16 protein-coding genes are annotated in these 22,325 nt (G+C 35.1%); 10 read left to right on the top strand and 6 right to left on the bottom strand.

Features of this window, described 5'->3' with window-relative positions; all coding sequences use genetic code 11:
* Positions 1 to 164: 164 nt before the first annotated feature.
* Positions 165 to 1,061: a hypothetical protein gene (locus tag FJOH_RS03475; RefSeq protein WP_012022751.1), complete on the bottom strand. Its 897-nt coding sequence runs from the start codon at positions 1,059 to 1,061 to the stop codon at positions 165 to 167.
* A gap of 264 nt (positions 1,062 to 1,325) precedes the next feature.
* Between FJOH_RS03475 and FJOH_RS03480 the strand changes: the two genes are divergently transcribed.
* Entirely contained in the window at positions 1,326 to 3,014 is a 1,689-nt protein-coding gene (locus FJOH_RS03480) for an Ig-like domain-containing protein (protein WP_012022752.1), read from the top strand.
* Here FJOH_RS03480 and FJOH_RS03485 read toward each other — a convergent pair.
* The gene (locus FJOH_RS03485) at positions 3,011 to 3,778 is read right to left on the bottom strand and encodes an amidohydrolase (RefSeq protein ID WP_012022753.1); all 768 of its coding nucleotides are present in this window, start codon (positions 3,776 to 3,778) and stop codon (positions 3,011 to 3,013) included. The genes FJOH_RS03480 and FJOH_RS03485 overlap by 4 nt on opposite strands.
* A gap of 235 nt (positions 3,779 to 4,013) precedes the next feature.
* On the opposite strand from FJOH_RS03485, the gene FJOH_RS03490 reads away from it, so the two are divergent.
* The 8 genes from FJOH_RS03490 to FJOH_RS03525 all read left to right on the top strand — a co-directional run bounded on the left by FJOH_RS03490 (position 4,014) and on the right by FJOH_RS03525 (position 15,099).
* Complete coding sequence (locus FJOH_RS03490; protein ID WP_012022754.1) at positions 4,014 to 7,169, top strand: SusC/RagA family TonB-linked outer membrane protein; 3,156 nt, start codon at positions 4,014 to 4,016, stop codon at positions 7,167 to 7,169.
* Positions 7,170 to 7,203: 34 nt separating this feature from the next.
* On the top strand, positions 7,204 to 8,733 hold the full coding sequence (locus FJOH_RS03495) for a SusD/RagB family nutrient-binding outer membrane lipoprotein (protein ID WP_012022755.1): 1,530 nt from the start codon (positions 7,204 to 7,206) through the stop codon (positions 8,731 to 8,733).
* A gap of 206 nt (positions 8,734 to 8,939) precedes the next feature.
* A complete protein-coding gene (locus FJOH_RS03500) occupies positions 8,940 to 10,259 on the top strand; it encodes a GntP family permease (protein WP_012022756.1) in 1,320 nt (439 codons plus the stop codon).
* A 4-nt stretch (positions 10,260 to 10,263) separates the two neighbouring features.
* Positions 10,264 to 10,731, top strand: a complete 468-nt coding sequence (locus tag FJOH_RS03505; protein ID WP_012022757.1) for a RidA family protein — start codon at positions 10,264 to 10,266, stop codon at positions 10,729 to 10,731.
* A gap of 471 nt (positions 10,732 to 11,202) precedes the next feature.
* Positions 11,203 to 12,234, top strand: a complete 1,032-nt coding sequence (locus FJOH_RS03510) for a sugar kinase (protein ID WP_012022758.1) — start codon at positions 11,203 to 11,205, stop codon at positions 12,232 to 12,234.
* A 9-nt stretch (positions 12,235 to 12,243) separates the two neighbouring features.
* Positions 12,244 to 12,891 carry a bifunctional 4-hydroxy-2-oxoglutarate aldolase/2-dehydro-3-deoxy-phosphogluconate aldolase gene (locus FJOH_RS03515; protein WP_012022759.1) on the top strand — a complete coding sequence of 216 codons (648 nt, stop codon included), beginning with the start codon at positions 12,244 to 12,246 and terminating at the stop codon, positions 12,889 to 12,891.
* A 3-nt stretch (positions 12,892 to 12,894) separates the two neighbouring features.
* On the top strand, positions 12,895 to 14,010 hold the full coding sequence (locus FJOH_RS03520) for a D-TA family PLP-dependent enzyme (protein WP_012022760.1): 1,116 nt from the start codon (positions 12,895 to 12,897) through the stop codon (positions 14,008 to 14,010).
* 18 nt (positions 14,011 to 14,028) lie between these two features.
* Complete coding sequence (locus FJOH_RS03525) at positions 14,029 to 15,099, top strand: dipeptidase (protein ID WP_012022761.1); 1,071 nt, start codon at positions 14,029 to 14,031, stop codon at positions 15,097 to 15,099.
* Here FJOH_RS03525 and FJOH_RS03530 read toward each other — a convergent pair.
* Complete coding sequence (locus FJOH_RS03530; protein ID WP_012022762.1) at positions 15,096 to 15,872, bottom strand: DeoR/GlpR family DNA-binding transcription regulator; 777 nt, start codon at positions 15,870 to 15,872, stop codon at positions 15,096 to 15,098. The two genes, FJOH_RS03525 and FJOH_RS03530, sit on opposite strands and share 4 nt — an antisense overlap.
* Positions 15,873 to 16,058: 186 nt before the next feature.
* On the opposite strand from FJOH_RS03530, the gene FJOH_RS03535 reads away from it, so the two are divergent.
* Positions 16,059 to 18,359: a family 20 glycosylhydrolase gene (locus tag FJOH_RS03535; protein WP_012022763.1), complete on the top strand. Its 2,301-nt coding sequence runs from the start codon at positions 16,059 to 16,061 to the stop codon at positions 18,357 to 18,359.
* A gap of 330 nt (positions 18,360 to 18,689) precedes the next feature.
* Here FJOH_RS03535 and FJOH_RS03540 read toward each other — a convergent pair whose 3' ends face one another.
* From FJOH_RS03540 to FJOH_RS03550, 3 genes are all read right to left on the bottom strand, one after another.
* A complete protein-coding gene (locus tag FJOH_RS03540) occupies positions 18,690 to 19,436 on the bottom strand; it encodes a succinate dehydrogenase/fumarate reductase iron-sulfur subunit (RefSeq protein WP_012022764.1) in 747 nt (248 codons plus the stop codon).
* 95 nt (positions 19,437 to 19,531) lie between these two features.
* Complete coding sequence (locus tag FJOH_RS03545; protein ID WP_012022765.1) at positions 19,532 to 21,532, bottom strand: fumarate reductase/succinate dehydrogenase flavoprotein subunit; 2,001 nt, start codon at positions 21,530 to 21,532, stop codon at positions 19,532 to 19,534.
* A 15-nt stretch (positions 21,533 to 21,547) separates the two neighbouring features.
* The gene (locus FJOH_RS03550; RefSeq protein ID WP_012022766.1) at positions 21,548 to 22,213 is read right to left on the bottom strand and encodes a succinate dehydrogenase cytochrome b subunit; all 666 of its coding nucleotides are present in this window, start codon (positions 22,211 to 22,213) and stop codon (positions 21,548 to 21,550) included.
* Between the last annotated feature and the right edge of the window lie 112 nt (positions 22,214 to 22,325).

Genomic DNA, 22,325 nt, shown 5'->3' on the forward strand with positions numbered 1-22,325 from the left:
AAAGTAAGAAATTATATCATATTGATTCTTTCTATAAAGAAAAAAGAAGAACTAAAAAAGAAAACCTATTTTTTGAATATTGTAAAATCCATTTTAAAATTAAGTTTTAATACCTTTTTTATACAACAAACAATCTATTACAGATCCATCTTAATAAAAACAACTTACAAAAACGTTTCATTCTCAACTTCTTTCAACACCACATTTAAAACATGAATATCTAATTTATCAATTGCAGCAATATCGTTTAAACCTTCACTAATTAGATTAAATATTATTCTTTTCTGTTGCAATTGAGTTTTATTTGAATAATTCACAAAATCATCAAGTACAGCAACACCACAAATATACCAGCTTTCTGATGTAATTGTTTCAAGCAACGCATTTTCAAAAGAATCAGAAACTTTTATATACAAATGAGTATAATCAGGCAGTTTAAACTTTCTTTCGCGAAGCTTTATTAAAATTTTACAGCAGAATTCTTTGTCGTAAAATTTAAAATAGGCTTCATGTACACTTTTGAAACAAGGATAAAATCGTACATCCTTAATTAATCTTTTATTTTCAACGATTCGATTTCTTCTTTCTTCTCTTTCAAAAATTCTTTTTGCTAAATTCTCCTCTCTAAAAATTATATCATATTGTTTATTAAGCTTTAAAAGGTCGACATTTTTAAGTTCTAACTCTAAAACAGTCAAAATCTGTCTAACCTTTTCAACATCATAATTATCATTCTTTTTTTTCTTCGCGAACAATATATCAAAGGCATTATAAAAAAATTGAAAAACATTTTCTACCGTTTTTTCAGCTTCTAATACAAGTAAAACCAAACTAATCATATTTTTGCCACGATAGTAATAAGGTAATTTGCTACAATATTCTTCCTGTTCTACTTTTGTCAAACTTGAAATATTTACTAGATTAATCTCAAATTCTTTTACAGGAAAATCTATTTTTTCCTGCTTTAATTTATCCGAAATTATTCTTCCAAAATATTGAAAAGGCTCTATAAGTCCTCCACCATAAACAATAAAATCATTCTTTAAAAAGTCAATATCCATAACTCACTAAGTTTCATGCAAAACTAAAATGACATTTATATTAAAATATCCCACAGAAGTCATTATTACAATAATTTAAGGCAAAAAATATAAAACTGATGGTAATTTTTAATTCAGTCAAATTCAGAAATAAAAAAAAATCTATCAACTGTCTAAAATAAAAAAGAAGGAATAACACAAACCTGTAATCCTAATAAATGGATAAAAAATTTCAATTAAAGCAAATATAATTGTTATTTTGTGCAATCAAATTCAAAAACCGCTATGTTTAAAAGCAAATTCAAATATATTTCATTTTTATTGGTATTATTAATGATGAGCTGCGCCAAAAGAGGCAGCATTACCGGCGGATTAAAAGATACACTGGCACCGGTTTTGGTTTCGAGTGCACCAAAAAACTTTACTACTGATTTTAAAGGAAATGAAATTAATTTGGTATTTGATGAATATATCAAATTAAAAAATCTTAACAAGCAGCTGATTATTTCTCCTCCAATGAAATATGAGCCGCTGATTACACCAACCGGAGTAAGTAAATTTATAAACATAAAAATAAAAGATACTTTACTGCCTAATACAACTTACAGCTTTAATTTTGGTGAAAGTATTGCCGATAATAACGAAGGTAATGCATTAAACCAGTTTAAATATATTTTCTCAACAGGGCCTTACATTGATTCTCTTACTCTTGGAGGAAAAATTAAAGATGCTTATGCAAAAAATGTAGATAATTTTGTTTCTGTAATGCTTTATGAAGCCAATTACAAATACAAAGATTCTGTTATTTACAAAGAATTTCCACGCTACATTACCAATACTTTAGATAGTATGAGAACTTTTAAATTCGAAAATTTAAAAGAAGGAAAATATCTTTTGGTAGCTTTAAAAGACAAATCAAACAATAATAAATACAACCCAAAAGATGATAAAATAGGTTTTATCAAACACTTTATCACGGTTCCAAATGACACTTTGTTTGAATTAAGTTTATTTAAGGAAACACTTCCTTTAAAAACATTAAAACCTATTCAGGCTTCAGGCAACAGACTGCTTCTTCCGTACGAAGGAAAACAAAATTTTAAACTTAACAAACCCACTATTGTACTTAAAAACAATGGTGAAACGTTAGAAACAATTGTAACGCAGTTTCCTAAAAAAGATTCGCTTCAAATATGGTACAAGCCACTAAAAGCAGATTCATTATCGTTAGAAGTTTCAAAAGATACTTATAATAAAAAATTTACTTTTAAGATTAAAGACCAGAAAAAAGACACTTTAAATATTAAAGCGGTTCAAAACGGAGTTATTAATTTTAGAGACCGATTTACTTTAGACACTGAAACTCCATTGGTTAAATTTGATAAATCAAAAATTAAATTAATCAATAAAGACTCTACGGCTGTTGATTTTACTACAGAATACAACGAATTTGAACAGAAGTTATATGTCGATTTCAAGAAAGAACCTCTTGAAAAATATAGCTTTACATTTTTCCCGGGAGCGCTGACTGATTTTTATGACAAAACAAATGACACCTTATCATACAAGTTAAGCACAAAAGAATATGCTGATTATGGAAACTTAATTTTGAATTTGAAAAACGTAAAACGTTTCCCAATAATTGTTGAAATAACAAACAAAAAAGGAGATGAAGTTCTGGCAAGCGAATATTCTGAAGGCAAAACTCAAATTGAATTCAATTTGATGTTACCGTCGCAGTTTACGATAAGAGTTATTTACGATGACAATAAAAACAAAATGTATGATACCGGTAATTTCCTTGAAAAAAGGTATGCCGAAGAAGTCTTTTATTTTCAACGTGAAATTGATGTACGAACCAATTGGGACGTTAATGAAACCATTGATTTAAGTGTTCCATACAACCCTGACGTAGAGAAAAAAGAAGATCTGAAAAAGAGAAAAGACGACGAAAAGAAACGAAAAGCTTTCTAAATCTTAATTTCAAAAACATCTTTATCACTTAGGAAATCCAGTTTTTTTCTCGTTTCCAACATTTCATTTTTATCTAAATCAACCACAAAAATATCTTCGGTTTCTTGTGGTTCAAGAATGTAATTGCCTAAAAAGTCTATAACCTGCGAGTGACCGGTATGCTCATAATTATGATGATCTAAACCAACACGATTTACACCAACAACATAACTCAAATTTTCGATTGCGCGTGCTTTTAGCAGAGCATCCCAGGCATTAGTACGCACTTTTGGCCAATTGGCAACGTATAAAAGTAAATCGTAATTTTCTACATTTCGAACAAAAACAGGAAATCTTAAATCGTAACAAACCTGCAGACAAATTTTCCAGTCGAGATAATTTACAATTACTTTTTCTGTTCCTGCAGTGTAGAATTTATCTTCTCCAGCCAGTGAAAACAAATGGCGTTTATCATAATGCTGGATTTCTCCAGATGGAAACACAAAAAACATTCGGTTATAATAGTTTCCGTTTTCAGTAATTACAAGACTTCCTGTCAGGGCACTATTTTTTTTCTTCGCCATTTCTTTCATCCACAAAACAGTTTCGCCCTGCATTGTTTCGGCAACAGCAGAAGGATTCATTGTAAAACCTGTCGAAAACATTTCTGGAAGTACGATCAAATTTACCTGCGAATCGATTTGATTTATTTTCGATTCGAAGTTTTTTCTGTTTGCCGGAATGTCTTCCCAATAAAGATCTGATTGAATAAGTGCAATTTTCATTTTCCAAAAATACGAATTTTCAGCTAAAAATTATTTTTTGTCAAAAAAGTATATTCTGCAAAATTTTCTCAAAACACCCTTTAAAACCTTAGCTTTTTTGGATTATAAAAATACTTGAATAAAATTTATTGCAAAAAAAATGCATTTTTTGCAAAAAAAATGCAACTGTGAAAAATAAATCTATATATTTGATTCGCCAATAAAAAACCAAAAAAAACATGAAAACCAAACTATTATGAAAACAAAGCTTATTTCATTGGCATTAATTGGGGGGATGATCTTCTCAGCAAATGCAAAAGAAGCTGCAATTAAAATGCATGTCTTTCAACAAAACAGCAATCAGATTGAGATAACCGGCCAGGTAATAGGTCAGGATGATGGAATGCCTATTGCCGGCGCAACAATTTATGCCAAAAGCAGTACTAAAATAGCGACGATAACCGATGAAACAGGAAAGTTTAGACTCAATGTTCCTGAAAATGAAAAACAAATCGTGATTTCGTATATGGGTTACGGAACTTTAGAATTTAACCTTAACCAGAAAACCAATTTAGTTATTAGTTTAAAACCTGCAGAAAATGTACTAGATCAGGTTTTGGTAACTGCCCTGGGAGTTAAAAAAAGCACAAAAGCAGTTGCATACGCAGTAACAGAACTTAAAGGAACTGAATTTACAAAAGCGAAAGAAACTAATATTGCCAATGCCTTAGTTGGAAAAATTGCAGGTGTTAACGTGAGCAGCACAGCAACAGGACCAAACGGATCAAGCCGTGTTGTAATAAGAGGAAATGGTTCGCTAAACGGAAATAACCAGCCGATGTATGTAGTGAACGATTTACCAATTGACAACACACAACTTAATTTACCTGGAATTGGAAATGGTCCCGGATCTACAAGAATTAATGTGGACCGCGGAGACGGAACTTCTGTAATAAACCCGGACGATATTAAAACCATAACCGTTTTAAAAGGCGGAACCGCTGCAGCATTATACGGTGCAAATGCAGCAAATGGAGTTATTTTGATTCAGACCAAAAGAGGTGCTGCACAAAAAGGAATTGGAGTTGATTACAATACGTCATTTACTTTTGAAACGCCGTCTATTTTTCCAGACTGGCAGTACGAATACGGTTCAGGATCAAACGGTAAAAAACCAATTAATCAGTCTGAAGCTATAGCTGCCGGGCGCTGGTCGTGGGGTGCCAAAATGGACGGAAGCGATGTTGTGCAGTTTGATGGCGTAGCAAGACCGTATTCTCCGCAAAAAAATAATATTAAAAATTTCTACGAAACCGGAACAACTTTTATTAATTCTATTGCTTTATCTGGCGGAAATGAAAAAGCAGCGGGACGTTTATCTTTTTCAAACACAGACAACCAATCTGTTGTTCCTAACTCAGATTTTAACAGAAAAAGTGTAAATATTGCCGGAAATGTAAACATGACAGACTGGTTAAAGTTTGATGTTGTTGCGCAGTATAACAACGAAAAATCAAATAACAGGGTTACCGTTTCAGATGCCGAAGCAAATCCAAACTGGGGAACGTACATGATTGCTAATACAGTTGATATTAGAAATCTTGCTCCCGGATATGATGAAAATGGCGTTGAAGAAGCATGGAATCCGGTTGCTGTAGCGACAAACCCTTATTTTGTAGTCAATAAAATTAAAAATAAAGACACCAAAAACCGTTTCATTGGAATGCTGAATGTAAAGTTGAACTTTACGCCTGAATTATTTTTACAAGGAAGAATCGGGCAGGATTATACTGATTATGATTTCTTCGGATACATCCCAAAAACAACTCTTAACAATCCGGTTGGATATGCACAAGGTCAAAAAGCGAAATTATCAAATTTAAATACAGAAGCCATTCTTAATTATACTAAGAAAAACATTTACGGCAATTTCTCTTTAAATGCTTTGGCTGGTGTAAACTCACGTACCACTTTGCGAGATGAAACAAGATTTGAAGGATCTAATTTTGTATTGGATGATTTTTATGCTTTGAGCAATTTATCTACGCTTACTTATACATATCCGTACGGAAAAACAAAAACAAATTCTGTTTACGGTGCGGTAGATTTAGATTATAAAAATGTTGTTTTCCTAAACTTTACAGGTCGTCAGGATTGGTTCTCGACACTTTCTAAAGACAACAATACGGTATTTTACCCATCTGTTGGAACAAGTATTATCGTATCGGATATTGTAAAAATGCCTGAATTTGTTTCATTTGCCAAACTAAGAACTTCTTGGGCACAGGTTGGAGGAGCAACTCCTGATCCGTATGCATTAAATCAGTCGTATTCAATGATTCAGGGCGGACATAACGGACAACAATTACAAGGACCAACAAGTTCGAGAGTTCCTAATTCAACTTTAAGTCCGTTGACTTCAACCACTTTTGAAGTTGGAACCGATTTAGTTTTTTTCAACAATCGCTTAAATCTTGATTTTGCCTGGTACAATCGTGCAACAACAAACGATATTGTAGAAACTACAATCTCTAATGCTTCGGGAGCTAATACCGCATTATTAAATCTTGGAAAAATGAGAAACAAAGGAGTTGAATTTTTACTTAGTAGTAAAATTATCAATTCTGAAAACTTTTCCTGGGATGCAAGTTTCAATGGTTCGTATAATGAAAATACAGTCGAAGCACTTACAGATCAGTTGAGTTCTATTACAATGGCAACTTCTGTAAACGGATATGTTACGATTACAAGTGATGTTGGCCACCCATACAGTATCATCAAAGGATACAGACCACGTAAAGATGCTAATGGAAACACGGTTTACAATGTAAGCGGCGGATCGGCAACAATTGCTCAGGGTCCGCTTGAAGAATTAGGACAGGGAGTTCATCCTTGGGGAGCAGGAATCAGTAATGAGTTTAAATACAAAAACATTTCATTCAGCTTTTTAATCGACGGTAAATTTGGAGGAAGTTTATACTCTGGAACTGATTTATACGGAACTCGTATGGGTTTAACGAAACTAACTCTTGAAGGTCATGAAAGCGGTTTACCAATTAAAGGTGTAGATACAAACGGAAATCCGGTTGATATGGTTATCGCTCCAGAAAACTTAAGAACATATTATGACGGTTTAAGAAACATATCTTCAACTTTTGTTTATGATGCCAGCTTTATCAAATTAAGACAAATCATTCTGGGTTATCAATTACCGATTGAAAAAATAAAAGGATTATCAAAACTTCAGGGAGCTTCAATTTCATTTGTGGCCAGAAACTTATTCATTCTTTATAAGAAAACACCAAACGTAGATCCAGAATCTGTATTCAGCGCAGGAAATGCTCAGGGTGTAGAACAATTTGGAGTGCCAAAAACCAGAAGTTTCGGTTTAAGTTTAAATGTCAAATTTTAAACTCGTTTTATCTCTAATTTTTAAATTAAAAGACATGAAAAAGTTAACCATATTATATATCACAGGAATACTTTTAGGAAGTATGACATCCTGTACCAAGGATTTTGAGGAAATTAATAAGAACCCAAATTCAGTAGATAAACCAAATCCGAATTTTGTTTTCAGTAAAGCACAACTTGACGGATTAAACAATAATTATTTCTTTACCAATATTCTGGAATGCGGCGGCTTATTGCAGCATTATGCTACTTATAAAGAAGCTTCTGGGGTTGGAGATAAATATTTAAGCAACGAAGTATATTTCTCGGCTTATTTCAATCAGGCGTACCCAACTGGTATAAATGAAACACAAATTGTAATCGATGCTTTAAAAAACAGTCCAAACGACAGTAACCGACTTAATATTGCCAGAATCTGGAAAGTATATTTGTATCATAAATTAACTGATTTATACGGAGACATCCCGTATTCTGAAGCAGCGAAAGCTAACAGCACACAAGTTTTTCTTCCAAAATATGATTCTCAGGAATTTATCTATAAAGACTTATTAAAAGAATTAGATGAAGCTGCTGCAGGATTAGATCCGGCAAAACCAAGTTTCGGAAAATCTGATTTTATTTATGACGGAGATGTAACGAAGTGGAAAAAATTCTCGTACTCTTTAATGCTTCGTCTGGGTTTAAGATTATCTAAAGTAGATCCTGCCCTATCTCAATCATGGGTTACCAAAGCGATTGCCGGCGGCGTAATTTTAAACGGAACAGATAATGCAATCATGAAATATACTGACGGGCCAAATGATTTTAATCGAAATCCGGTTGGTTTTGATGCCCGAAGACAAGATTTTACAGCGGGGTCTTTTGGACAAAAAAATGTTGAAGGCGGTAAACTGGCTAAAACATTTATCGATTTGCTGCAATCAACTGCCGATCCTCGAATCAGCGTTTATGCAGGAGTTTGGCAGGGAGGCTCACAAAACACAAGTCTTGCCATTCAAAAAGGTTTTCCTAACGGAACTAAAACAGCTCCAAGTGCGGCAGAACAAGGAACGTATTCTGAACCCAACCAAAGTACCGTTTTTAAATATGATGCACCGCTTGTACTTATCAGCAATGCCGAAACCAATTTATATTTAGCGGAAGCTGCAGCAAGAGGCTGGTACACCAATGAAACGGATAAAGATTTATATGAAAAAGGTGTAAAAGCTTCTTTCTTAAACATGGGAATTTATGGTGCTGCTTATGCTATTCCGGACGCAGCAGTATATTTAACCGCAAATCCGTATAATGCCGCAGGAAGTTTTGAAGCCAAAATGAACCAGATTCATACGCAGATTTACATCGCATTATTTGTAGACGAACAAGAAATTTATGCCAATTGGAGAAGAACCGGATACCCAGTTTTAACTCCTGTAAATTTCCCTGGAAACGTTACAAATGGCACAATACCAAGACGTTTAAAATATCCAACCAGCGAATATTCAGTGAATTCAGCTAACTTAGCAGAAGCAGTTAAGCGTCAGGGCGAAGATGCTTTTACAACAAGAATCTGGTGGGATAAATAAAAATAATAACCGTTGCCGTAATTAAACACATAGAGACATAGTTTTTGAAAGTGTTGAAAGGCGTTTCACTTGCATTAACATACATAGCATCTATGTGTTAAAAGCTGGCTTTTTTAAACTCCTGCTTCAAGTAAAGAAATCTATGTTACTATGTGTTCAATAAAATTTTCACGAATTACTCTCAACGGGTTAATAATAAAAGATAAATGAGCATTTTAATTCTTACGGCATGCATTGCGTTTTTAATCATTCAAATAGCTTGGCTTAAAATCAATCCGTTTATTGCCTTTATCATAACAGCTTTATTAGCAGGCCTGTTTTTAGGCCTGCCAATAAACACTTTGTCGCAAACTGTTCAAAAAGGTTTGGGCGAAATGTTAGGATCTATTACGCTGATTATTGTTTTTGGAACCTGTATTGGCAAACTTACCGTTTCATCAGGCGCCGCCAATGTCATTGCCAAAACAGTTATGGGATGGACGGGCAGAAAATACGTTCGACTCGGCTTAATGATCACCGGATTTATTGTTGGGATACCTCTATTTTATAGTGTTGGATTTGTTTTGTTAGTACCACTAATCTTCTCAGTAGCCCATCAGTTCAAACTTTCAAAAGTATATCTGGGAATTCCAATGCTGGCGTCGCTTTCAGTAGCACACGGTTTTTTGCCCCCACATCCGTCACCAATGGCTTTGAGCAGTATTTTAAATGCTGATATTGGACTTGTTCTGGTTTACGGAATTATAATCGCAGTCCCAACGATTTTTATTGCCGGTTTATTGTTTTCAAATCTGCTTAAAAACATCAAAACCGAATCAGATCATGAAATTTTAAATGTTGAAGAAGTAGTAAACCAAGGTAAACTCCCGAGTTTTTCACTTAGTTTATTCTCTGCTTTATTTCCCGTTTTTGGATTAACGCTCACTTCAATATTACCCATTTACATAAAAAATGAAACGGTAGAAAATATTTGCAAAACGGTAGGAGAACCAAGTATGATTATGCTGATTTCTTTACTTATCTGTACGTATACTTTAGGACTCAGAATGAACCGAAGCATTACCTCTGTTATGGATGATTATGCAACCGCTATAAAAGATGTTGCATTAATTGTTCTAATTGTGGGCGGAGCCGGAGGTTTAAAAGAAGTTATGATTGTAAGCGGAGTAAACGAAACTATAGTTGGAGCCTTAACACAAATAAACATTCATCCTTATTTATTGGCATGGATAATGGCAGCGATTATTCGCGTTTGTGTGGGCTCTGCTACAGCCGCCGGATTAATGACCGCCAGCGTTCTGCTTCCTTTACTGCAAACCACAGGACTCGATCCTAACTTATTGGTTTTATCTGTTGGCGCCGGAAGTTTAATGTGCTCACACGTAAACGACCCAAGCTTCTGGATGTTCAAAGAATATTTTAATATCAGCCTAAAAGACACTTTTAAATCCTGGACCGTCATGGAATCTTTAGTATCTGTTTTAGGCATCATTTTCGTTTTTATTTTAAACTCTATAATACATTAATATCATGAATTTATTACCTCAAGAAAAATTTGAAACTCTTGGTTTGTCTTTACCGCCGGCGCCTCAGCCTCTGGGCATATACAAACCCTATTTAGTTGATGGTAAATATTTATACCTTTCTGGTCACGGGCCGGTTAGAGACGACAAATCCTTAATCATTGGCCGAATTGGCGATGATATGGATATCGAAGAAGGAAAATTAGCCGCAAGACAAGTGGGTTTAACTATGCTTTCTACAATTGTAACCAATTTTGGAAGCCTGAATAAAGTAAAAAGAGTCATAAAAGTTTTAGGAATGGTCAATTGCAGCGGCGATTTTTTAAGACATCCCTATGTAATAAACGGCTGCAGTGAATTATTTGCCGAAGTCTGGGGACAAGAAAACGGAATTGGAGTAAGAAGCGCCGTAGGAATGGGTTCTCTCCCAGACAATATTCCTGTTGAAGTTGAAGCTGTTTTCGAATTATTCTAAAAAATTAGACCACAGACGATAACGATTAAAGAGTAATCTGTATTGGTTAAGGAAATACTTTGATTCTAAGTCTGTGGTTACGTTAAAAATATAGACCGCAGATTATACAGATTAAAAAGGATTATTTTTTAGATGCTGCTTAATTTTTTTCGCCACGAATTACACGAATTTTCACTAATTTCTATATGCTTGAAGTAAAAAAATTAATTCGTGTAATTCGTGGCAAAAAAAACATTTTAATCTGTGAATCCCGATAGCTATCGGGAGTGGCAAAAAAATTTAAACACATAGAAACATAGATTTTTTACTTGATAAAGAATAACAAAAAAAGCCAGCTTTTAAAACATAGTGATTATGTGAATTAATGCAAGTGAAACGCCTTTTTCAACACTTTCAAAAATTATGTTTCTATGTGTTAAAAATTAAGCGTCGCGTTCATCAATAAAAATCTGTGGCAAAAAAAAGACAACAATGAATAAAATTACCTCACAAACAAGAATAGCAGTATTTGGAGAATTATTACTTCGGATGAATGTTGCCAATGGAAACCGATTTACGCAGGCAGATGAAATAAAAGTTCATGTAGGCGGTGCCGAAGCCAATGTTTGTGTTTTACTTTCGCAGCTCGGAATACAAACCGATTATATCAGCCGATTGCCCCAAAATGACTTGGCACAACTGGCTTTAAACGAACTTCAGAAATACAAAGTCAATACTTCAAAATGTGTTTATGGCGGGGAACGTCTGGGCTTATATTTTGTCGAATCCGGAAATCAAATCAGACAATCGCAGGTTATTTACGACCGAAGCAATTCGTCTTTTGCAACGATTCAAAAAGACCAAATTAACTGGAATGAAGTTTTAGAAGATGCTATGCATTTTCATTGGTCAGGAATAAGTCCGGGAGTTTCTAATGAAGCTGGTTTAGCTTGTAAAGAAGCAATTTTGACAGCGCATAAAAAAGGCCTTCCTATTTCTTCTGATTTTAATTACAGATCAAAATTGTGGCAGTATGGAAAACATCCGTCTGAAATTATGCCCGATTTATTACAATACAGCACTATAACCGTAGCCGACTTAGATGCAATTGAAATTTACTTCGGAATCAAAACCGATAAAAATGAATCTGATGCAGCACGTTTCCAAAAAACCTTCGAATTATTAAAAGCAAAAATGCCTTTTCTAAAAACACTTGCCATGAGTTTTAGAAAATCAGACGGACCGGCACATTTATACAAAGGTTTATTGATGCATGAAGGTAATTTTTACCAAACGCCGGAACATAAAATACACGTTGTAACTGACCAAATTGGTTCCGGAGATGCTTTTAATGCCGGATTACTATACGGATTATCCAATAAATTATCCGCTCAGGAATGTATCGAATGGGCTGCAGCCTGCGGCGTAATCAAACAAAGTATACACGGAGATTTTGCCATAAGCACGCTCGACGAAATACGTCATTTTATTAAAAATGGTTCAAGCAATAGAATTAACAGATAAAAAAAGAATATGTACAGCATTTTAAAAACGCAAGGTGTACTTCCGTTAGTAACCCAAATCAATATCCAAACAGCCCAAATCGTATTGCAATCAGCGGCTGATGCTGGCATAAAAATTATCGAGTTCGCAGCTCGTGCAGATGATGCAAAAGAAGTTTTTGCTCAAATGACAGCTTTTAAAAAAGAAAACAATTTAGATGTAAAAATAGCAGTGGGATCGATTTTAAGTGTGGCCGATGCCGAAACTTATCATCAATTGGGAGCAGATTGTATTATCTGTCCGCACACTGATCTGGAAATTGGCAATTACTGTTTTAAAAACAATATTTACTGGATTCCGGGCGCTGCAACCTTAAATGAAATTCTTCATGCCAACAAACTGGGTGCCGAAGTTGTAAAACTTTTTCCGGCTGATAAAATTGGCGGACCGGGATATGTAAAAGCAATAAGAGCGCCTTTCCCAAATTTAAAAATAATGCCCACAGGAGGCGTAACCCTTGAAGAAAGCAATTTAAAATCGTGGTTTAAATCTGGAGTGGTATGCGTTGGAATTGGTTCAAATTTATTTTCAAAAGAAATGCTTTTGAATTTAAATTATGAAGAAGCGCTCCAGGCTTTTCAAAATTTAATTGAAGTAGTAGAAAAAACAAGAAACTAAGTTATGGAAGAAAATTGGTGGAAAATTAAATCTGATATCTTAATTGATACGCCGTTTTTAGCTGTTTACGAAGATCGTATCCGGTTTAATCTGGAGCGTCTTATTCGCTCAGTAAGCGGTGACACGCAAAAACTAAGACCTCATATTAAAACACATAAAATTGGCGAAATTCTGGAATTGTTTAAAATCTATAATATCAAAAAGATAAAATGTGCCACAATTGCCGAAGCCGAACTTGCAGCGATTCACGAAATTCCAGATGTTCTTCTCGCCTACCAGCCTGTTGGAATTAAAAAGGAAAGATGGATTTCGCTGCTTCAAAAATATCCGGATACTTATTTTTCGACTATTGTCGACAATCTGGAATCGGCGAAAGCCTTAAATGAAACTGCTAAAGAAAACAACCTGAAACTGAATGTTTATCTGGATTTAAATACCGGAATGAACAGAACCGGATTCTCCATTTCGCAAGATTGGACGGCTTTAATTGATAAAATTGTTAAGTTAAAAAATCTTCATTTTGAAGGCATTCATATTTACGACGGTCATTTAAAAGGAACCGTTGAAGAACGAACCCATACAGCTTCAAACTCATTTTCTGAAATAAAAGAAAAAGCAGAAGCGATTGGGGAAAAACTGGGTTACGAATTAAAAATTGTTGCCGGAGGTTCTAATACATTTCCTTTTTATGCAACTCAGGAAAACGTAGAATGCAGTCCTGGAACTTTTGTTTTTTGGGATTTTAATTATCAATCTAATTTACCAGAACAAAATTTTAAACCTGCTTTGGTAATCGTTGGAACTATCATTTCAAAACCAACAAATTCTACGCTTTGTATTGACATTGGCTACAAAGCTGTTTCTTCAGAAAATCCAATTGATAAACGATTGGTGATTTTAAATGATGAAAATCTGATTCCGACAGCACATTCTGAAGAGCATTTGATTTTGGAAAACCAAGGAAAAAACGAGTATAAAATTGGTGACACCATTTATGCGCTTCCTTATCATGTCTGCCCTACCTGCGCACTTTATGATGCTGTTCAGGTTGTAAATAAAGGACATCAAATTTGCGATCAATGGAAAGTTGCGGCCCGAAGCAGAGAAATTAGTATATAAAATTTAAGTCAAAAATATATGTTTATAATAGACGCCCATTTAGACCTGAGCATGAATGCAATGGAATGGAATCGTGATTTAAGAAATGATGTTCCCACGCTGCGCAGTTTAGAAAAAGGAATGACCGACAAACCAGACCGTGAACGTGCAACGGTTTCATTTCCTGATTTACGCAAAGGCAATATAGGAATTGTGGTAGCTACGCAAATTGCAAGATTTGTAAAACCAGACAGTTTAATTCCGGGCTGGAATTCTCCTGAACAGGCCTGGGCACAAACACAAGGACAGCTGGCGTGGTACAAAGCCATGGAAGAAGCGGGAGAAATAACCCAAATTACAGATAAAAAATCGCTCCAGAAACAAATTGATTTATGGAACGACGGAACGTCAAACGATAAAAAACCAATTGGCTATATTTTGAGTTTAGAAGGTGCTGATTCCATTATTGATATTTCGTATTTAGAAAAAGCCTACAATTACGGATTACGTGCGATTGGCCCTGCGCATTACGGCCCTGGGCGTTATGCAAACGGAACGGACGCAACTGGAAAAATGAATCAAAACGGAATTGATTTATTAAAAGAAATGGAACGTTTAAATATAATTCTGGACGCAACGCATTTATGCGATGATGCTTTTTGGCAGGCTTTAGATAATTATAACGGCCCCGTTTGGGCAAGTCATAACAATTGCAGGAGTCTGGTTGATCATAATCGCCAATACAGCGATGAAATGATCAAAGCTTTAATTTCTAGAGGAGCCGTTATTGGCGGTGCTTTAGATGCGTGGATGCTGGTTCCAAATTGGGAAAGAGGTGTTTCGATGCCGTTAGAAATGAATTGCAATCTTGAAACCGTTTTCAAACACATGGATCACATTTGTCAATTGGCTGGAAATGCGAATCACATTGGCGTAGGTTCAGATTTAGATGGTGCTTTTGGTACAGAACAATCTCCGTATGATTTAAACACCATTGCCGATTTACAAAAATTGGTTCTGATATTTAAAAACAACGGTTATTCTGATGAAGATTTAGATAAAATCTTTCACCAGAACTGGATCAATTTTTTAATGAAGAATTGGGATTAAATAAAAACTAAACTTGGAACTGCCTTCTTATATGATTGTAATTTTTCGTCGCTTGGATCAACTTCCGTCACAACGTAATCTACTTCAGATAAGTTGGCAATTTTCATTTTTAGCACCGTATCCAGTTTTTCAGAAATCGTAAGAATCGCTGTTTTTTCTGAAGCCTGAATCATTGCTTTTTTAACCTGAACCGTTTCCCAGTCAGAATCTGAGAAACCGCCTTCGATATCTAAAGCATTGGTTCCTAATATTAATAAATCGACTTTAATATTAGCCAGTTGATTGTAAACATCGCCACTCACACACATTTGGCTGTAAGACGAAATGCTGCCGCCAATCATGATAATTTTAACGTTGGGTTTATCCAAAAGTTCAACTGCAGATAAAACCGTAACAGTAAAAATAGTCAAACTTAAATCGTTAGGAATTAGCCGAATGAATTCTCTAATTGTAGTACCGCCTCCAATTAGCAAAACCATGCCGTCACGAAGAAGGCCTAAAGTTTTTTGTGCAATAATTTGTTTAGATTCGCCCGCATAGGTCTGATTAGATGAAGAATGGTGATAGGCTTTTGTCATCGCGCCGCCCTTTACTTTAATCAATAAAGATTCTGACTCAAGTTCATTTATATCACGTCTTACAGTATCTTCAGAAACAAATAATTTAGCCGAAAGGGTTTCAAAACTTACACGAGTATGCAAGTTAATCTCTTTTAAAATAAGATTTTTACGTTCTTCTTTAGTGTAATTAACCACTTCATTATCATTATTCATGCGAATTCTTTTTTTGAACAAATGTAAACAATAAATGCAATATTCTTGCGAAACAAATTATAACACAAAGTAATTAAAAAGTTAATTACACTATTTTAAAGACATTTACACACAAATACCTTTTGCAAAAAAAATGCAAACTAACTAACAAACCTTAAATTTGTTTAACAAAACAAAAAAGTAACCATGCAAAAAAGTATATTTCTTCTTTTGATTTTCTGTTTCTCTTTCGGAAATGCGCAAAGTACTTGTGATAACACTTTGATAATTCCCGCTCCCAATTTTTATAAAACAAACGGAGACAGTATTCGTATAAACGGAAAAATCAAAATTGCATTCGACAAAAATACATACAGCGCAAAAGAATTAAAAACTGCACAAATTTTTGAGTCGGCAGTAAATGCTAATACACCAAATAAAAAAAGCAATATTGAAGTTTTGTTTATTGCCGAAAAACCATCGCCAGCTTCAAAAAAAGAAGGCTATAAAATCAATATTTCTTCCAAAAAAATAACCGTTACCGGAAGTGAAGAAGGATTATTTTATGCAGTTCAGAGTTTATTGCAGCTTTTGCCGAACCAGCCCAAAAATCAGGAAATAAAATTACCCTTTGCAACTATCGAAGACGAGCCCAGATACGACTACCGCGGGCTTCACCTCGATGTGTGCCGTCATTTTTTCTCGGTTAATGTTATAAAAGATTTTATCGCACAAATGTCTTATTATAAATTAAATAATTTCCATTGGCATTTAACCGATGATCAGGGCTGGAGAATTGAAATAAAAAAATACCCAAAACTTACCGAAGTCGGATCTAAAAGAGCACAGACTTTAGTAGGCAATAAATTTGAACGATTCCCGTATTTTTTTGACGGAAATCCATATGGCGGATTTTATACTCAGGAAGAAATTAAAGACGTTGTAAAATTTGCCGAAGACCATTATGTAAATATTATTCCCGAAATCGAAATGCCGGGTCATGCCACTGCAGCGGTAACGGCTTATCCAAATCTATCTTGTTTTCCGGATCGAAATTATAAAGTTGTAGAATCATGGGGCGTTTTTGAAGATATTTTTTGTGCCGGAAAAGAAGAAACTTTTACTTTTTTAGAAGATGTTTTAACAGAAGTTATGGCTTTATTTCCGAGTAAATACATTCATATTGGCGGAGATGAATGCCCAAAAGCAAGATGGAAAGAATGTCCGAACTGTCAAAAGAGAATTGCAGCTTTAGGTTTAAAAGACGAACATGAACTGCAAAGCTATTTAACAACACGAATTGAAAAATTCCTAAACGCAAATGGAAGGCAAATCCTGGGCTGGGACGAAATGCTGGAAGGCGGACTTGCGCCAAATGCAGCTGTAATGTCATGGCGAGGCGAATCTGGCGGCATCAGCGCTGCAAAACAAAAGCATTTTGTGATTATGAATCCTGAGCAAGTGCTGTATCTGGATTACAACCAAGGTTATTCTCCTCAGGAACCTTTAACAATTGGAAGATTAACAACGGTTGAAAAAATATACAATTACAATCCAACTCCTGTAGACAGCTTAACGGTTGAGGAGCAAAAATACATTATGGGCGTACAGTCTAATCTTTGGTCTGAATATTTGACAACTCCTGCGAAATTAAATTATATGATTTATCCAAGAGTTTTTGCTTTAGCAGAAATTGCGTGGACTGAACCCAAAAACAAGAATTACAACCGTTTTATTCTAAATCAAATTCCGCATCATTTAGAGAAACTCGAAGCACAAAAAAGAATGTATAAAGTTCCAATTCCTTTTGGATCTGAAGAAACCGCTTTAATTGCATCAAGTTATATTTTAGACTTAAAACCCACAATTAAAAACGGGCAGATATTCTACACAATTGACGGTTACAATCCAGATGAAACGGCAGAACTTTATACAAAACCTGTAACGATACATATTCCAAAAGGAGAATTCCGAATTATAAAAACAGTCCAAATCAGTCCGGGCGGCAGAAAAAGTTCGATCAGTAAAATACTAGTTCGAAATCCAGATTTGAAACCGACCTTAGCACTAAAACCAACAAAAAAGGGTTTAAAATTCGATTATTATACCGGAACTTTTCAGCAGGTTCAGGATTTAGAATTGACAAAACCTGTTAATTCGGGCATTTTTGAAGGCAAAATAAGTGCTGAAAAATGGAAAACGAAATTAGAACGTTATATCGGCTTAAAATTTGACGGCTATATCTTTATTCCAGAAACAGCAAATTATACAATTTCAACGCTTTCAGATGACGGATCGAAGCTTTTTATAGACAATGAACTAGTTGTAAACAACGACGGCATACATTGGCTTAATGAAGCTTACGGAGTTATTAAACTCGAAAAAGGATTTCATAAAATCAACATCAGCTATTTTGATCAGGTTGGAGGTACTACTTTAACTTGTTTTATACAACAGGAAGGAAAAGAAAAACAGGAAATCAGTGAATCGCAGTTGTATTATGAATAAGAAAAAAGATTGCATGAGAAGAACAACTCTTTCCATTCGACGTAATAACCTATAGATATTGTATCCCCAAAACCCCAGCGGGGTAAAATATGTATAGATTTAAATAAGACAACTAAAAAAGCTCCAGAAGAGCGGCATGTTTTTTATAATCTAAATATGTGCCGCTCCTCTGGAGCTTTATATTACAAACATTTATTCTTTGCTATAAATGTTTTGCTTCTCCGAAGCTTAAAAAAGCTCCGGGATAAAAATTTTACAGAATGTCATAAACAAACAAAAAACGCTTCCGTCGTAACGGAAGCGTTTTTTAAATATACTAAATTGTATGTATTATCCTTTCAAGCTTGCTGCTAAATACTCACGGTTCATACGTGCGATATTTTCAAGCGAAATTCCTTTTGGACATTCGATTTCGCAGGCTCCTGTATTTGTACAGTTACCAAAACCTTCTAAATCCATTTGGTGAACCATGTTTAATACACGGTCAGTTGCTTCAACTTTACCTTGTGGCAATAATGCATATTGAGAAACTTTTGCAGAAACGAATAACATTGCCGAAGAGTTTTTACAAGTTGCAACACAAGCTCCACATCCAATACAAGCTGCAGCGTCAAATGATTTATCTGCGTCGTCTTTTGGAATTGGAATAGTATTAGCGTCGATTGTATTTCCTGAAGTATTTACAGAGATAAATCCTCCTGCATGTTGAATTCTGTCAAAAGAACTTCTGTCAACAACTAAATCTTTAATTACCGGGAAAGCTTTTGCTCTAAATGGTTCGATAAAAATTGTATCACCATCTTTAAACATACGCATGTGTAACTGACAAGTTGTAACACCTCTGTCTGGTCCGTGCGCTTCTCCGTTGATGAATAAAGAACACATTCCGCAGATTCCTTCACGACAATCGTGATCAAATGCTACAGGCTCTTCTCCTTTGTTAATTAAACCTTCGTTAAGAACGTCTAACATTTCAAGGAAAGACATATCCGGCTCGATTCCATCAATAGGATATTCTACAATCCCTCCTTTATCTTGAGCGTTTTTTTGACGCCATATTTTTAATGTAAGTTTCATACTGTTTGAGTTTGAAAGTCATCAAGTCGAAAGTCGAAAGTCGCTTGGCACATTCTGCCTTTTGACTTTAAGACTTTGGGCTTTCGACCAAATTCTTATTTATAGCTACGCTGTACTAATTTAATGTTTTCGTAATTAAGTGGTTCTTTGTGTAATACGGCATCACTTGGTTTTCCTTTGTATTCCCAAGCTGCAACGTATGCAAAGTTATCATCGTCACGAAGTGCTTCTCCTTCTTCTGTCTGGTATTCCTCACGGAAGTGACCTCCACAAGATTCGTTACGGTGTAAAGCATCTTTAGCGAACAATTCTCCTAATTCTAAGAAATCGGCAACACGAGTTGCTTTTTCTAATTCCTGATTAAATTCGTAAGGGCTTCCAGGAACTTTTACATCTTTATAAAACTCTTCACGTAAAGCAGCAATTTCTTCGATAGCTTCAGTTAATCCTTTAGCGTTACGAGCCATACCTACTTTATCCCACATGATTTTTCCAAGTTTTTTGTGGAAATAATCTACAGAATGTTTACCGTTGTTATTGATGAATTTATTGATTTGATCTACAACCGCTTTTTCAGCTTCAACGAATTCTGGTAAATCTGTAGAAATTGGTCCCATTTTAATATCCGGAGCTAAATAATCTCCAATAGTATATGGCAATACGAAATATCCATCAGCTAAACCTTGCATTAAAGCAGAAGCTCCAAGTCTGTTTGCTCCGTGATCAGAGAAGTTAGATTCTCCAATTGAGAAACATCCAGGAATTGTAGTCATCAAGTTATAATCAACCCAAGTTCCACCCATTGTGTAGTGAACCGCCGGGTAAATCATCATTGGTGTTACATAAGGATCTTCGTCAACAATTTTCAAGTACATTTGGAATAAGTTTCCGTATTTACTTTTTACAATATCAGTTCCTAATTTAGTAATTAAAGCTTTGTCATTTTCATTCAAACCTTTTACGTGAGCAGCTTCTTTTCCGTAACGTTCGATAGCCGCCGCAAAATCTAAATAAACTGCTTCACCCGTTTTGTTAACACCAAAACCAGCATCACATCTTTCTTTAGCCGCACGAGACGCAACGTCACGAGGAACTAAGTTACCAAACGCAGGATATCTTCTTTCTAAGAAATAATCTCTTTCTTCTTCAGATAAATCAATTGCTTTTTTCTTCCCTTCACGGATAGCTTTTGCATCTTCCAAGTTTTTTGGAACCCAAATACGACCGTCATTACGTAAAGATTCAGACATCAAAGTCAGTTTTGACTGGTGATCTCCTGAAACCGGAATACATGTTGGGTGAATTTGTGTGTAACAAGGATTTGCGAAAAACGCTCCTTTTTTATGAATTTTCCAAGCTGCTGTTGCGTTACTTCCCATAGCATTTGTTGAAAGGAAAAATACGTTTCCGTATCCTCCAGAACCAATTACTACCGCGTGAGCAGAATGTCTTTCTATTTTTCCTGTAATTAAATCACGAGCGATAATACCTCTCGCTTTTCCGTTCACGATTACAATGTCAAGCATTTCGTGACGGTTGTACATTTTAATTTTTCCACGACCAATCTGACGGTTCATTGCAGAATAAGCTCCTAACAATAATTGCTGTCCAGTTTGTCCTTGTGCATAAAATGTACGAGAAACCAAAGTTCCTCCAAAAGAACGGTTATCTAAAAGTCCGCCGTATTCACGAGCCAATGGCACCCCTTGAGCCACACACTGGTCAATAATGTTTGCAGAAACCTCAGCCAAACGGTGAACGTTTGCCTCACGTGCACGGTAGTCACCACCTTTTACAGTATCGTAGAACAATCTGTAAACTGAGTCACCATCACCTTTATAATTTTTTGCAGCATTGATACCTCCTTGTGCAGCAATAGAGTGCGCACGACGTGGAGAATCTTGGAAGCAGAATGCTTTTACGTTATATCCTAACTCAGCCAAAGTAGCCGCAGCCGAACCTCCAGCTAAACCTGTACCAACTACAATAATATCTAAATTACGTTTGTTAGCAGGGTTTACTAAATTAATATGATCTTTATAATTTGTCCATTTGTCCGCTATAGGACCATTTGGAATTTTTGAATCTAATGCCATTATAATTGATATTAATTATTGTTTGAAATGATGAAATAAAGCGATAATTACGAAAGCTGCAGGAACTACCACTGCAAACCAGTAACCTACTTTCGCTAAAAATCTAGAGTATTTGTTGTGCATCCCTACAGATTGAAGAGAAGATGCAAACCCGTGCCATAAGTGAAATCCTAAAAGGATGAAAGACACACAGTATAATGCTGTACGAACCGGGCTTTGAAATTTATGAACTAACTCTCCATAATACCTTGTAGCATCTGGTGCCGTACCAGCTATATATTTATAGCTAACTTCAGGAAACCAGAAATCATAGAAGTGCAATCCTAAGAAAGCCAAAATAACCAATCCAGAAATAATCATATTTCTAGAACTCCAAGAAGCGTTTGCAGCTCCGTTGTATTTAGCATATGCAATTGGTCTTGCCGCGCTGTTTTGAGCAGTAAGTACAAATCCCATTACGAAATGGAAAATTACTCCAAATGCCAAAATTGGCTGCATTACATATTGTATCAGCGGATTGTATCCCATAAAGTGAGAAGCCTCGTTAAAAACGTCTTCACTCAAAATAGAAATAAAGTTTAAGGAAACATGCAGCGCTAAAAACGTGATTAAGAATATTCCCGAAAGAGCCATAGCTACTTTCTTTAAGATGGAAGCATTCAATAGTGCAGATTGTGCCATAAGTGTTTAAGTAGTTTGTTTTAAAAAATTAGACAAAAATAACTCAATTACAAAAGAACTACAACCATTTCGCTGTTATTTATAATGATTTTAAAATAGATTAAACATACGT

The sequence above is a fragment of the Flavobacterium johnsoniae UW101 genome, from assembly GCF_000016645.1.
In the GTDB taxonomy this organism is placed as follows: domain Bacteria; phylum Bacteroidota; class Bacteroidia; order Flavobacteriales; family Flavobacteriaceae; genus Flavobacterium; species Flavobacterium johnsoniae.

Coding starts and splice junctions, on each gene's coding strand:
- FJOH_RS03505 (WP_012022757.1), top strand. CDS start 10,264: ATGAATTTATTACCTCAAGAAAAATTTGAAACTCTTGGTTTGTCTTTA.
- FJOH_RS03490 (WP_012022754.1), top strand. CDS start 4,014: ATGAAAACAAAGCTTATTTCATTGGCATTAATTGGGGGGATGATCTTC.
- FJOH_RS03525 (WP_012022761.1), top strand. CDS start 14,029: ATGTTTATAATAGACGCCCATTTAGACCTGAGCATGAATGCAATGGAA.
- FJOH_RS03515 (WP_012022759.1), top strand. CDS start 12,244: ATGTACAGCATTTTAAAAACGCAAGGTGTACTTCCGTTAGTAACCCAA.
- FJOH_RS03540 (WP_012022764.1), bottom strand. CDS start 19,436: ATGAAACTTACATTAAAAATATGGCGTCAAAAAAACGCTCAAGATAAA.
- FJOH_RS03475 (WP_012022751.1), bottom strand. CDS start 1,061: ATGGATATTGACTTTTTAAAGAATGATTTTATTGTTTATGGTGGAGGA.
- FJOH_RS03530 (WP_012022762.1), bottom strand. CDS start 15,872: ATGAATAATGATAATGAAGTGGTTAATTACACTAAAGAAGAACGTAAA.
- FJOH_RS03500 (WP_012022756.1), top strand. CDS start 8,940: ATGAGCATTTTAATTCTTACGGCATGCATTGCGTTTTTAATCATTCAA.
- FJOH_RS03535 (WP_012022763.1), top strand. CDS start 16,059: ATGCAAAAAAGTATATTTCTTCTTTTGATTTTCTGTTTCTCTTTCGGA.
- FJOH_RS03550 (WP_012022766.1), bottom strand. CDS start 22,213: ATGGCACAATCTGCACTATTGAATGCTTCCATCTTAAAGAAAGTAGCT.
- FJOH_RS03495 (WP_012022755.1), top strand. CDS start 7,204: ATGAAAAAGTTAACCATATTATATATCACAGGAATACTTTTAGGAAGT.
- FJOH_RS03510 (WP_012022758.1), top strand. CDS start 11,203: ATGAATAAAATTACCTCACAAACAAGAATAGCAGTATTTGGAGAATTA.
- FJOH_RS03480 (WP_012022752.1), top strand. CDS start 1,326: ATGTTTAAAAGCAAATTCAAATATATTTCATTTTTATTGGTATTATTA.
- FJOH_RS03545 (WP_012022765.1), bottom strand. CDS start 21,532: ATGGCATTAGATTCAAAAATTCCAAATGGTCCTATAGCGGACAAATGG.
- FJOH_RS03520 (WP_012022760.1), top strand. CDS start 12,895: ATGGAAGAAAATTGGTGGAAAATTAAATCTGATATCTTAATTGATACG.
- FJOH_RS03485 (WP_012022753.1), bottom strand. CDS start 3,778: ATGAAAATTGCACTTATTCAATCAGATCTTTATTGGGAAGACATTCCG.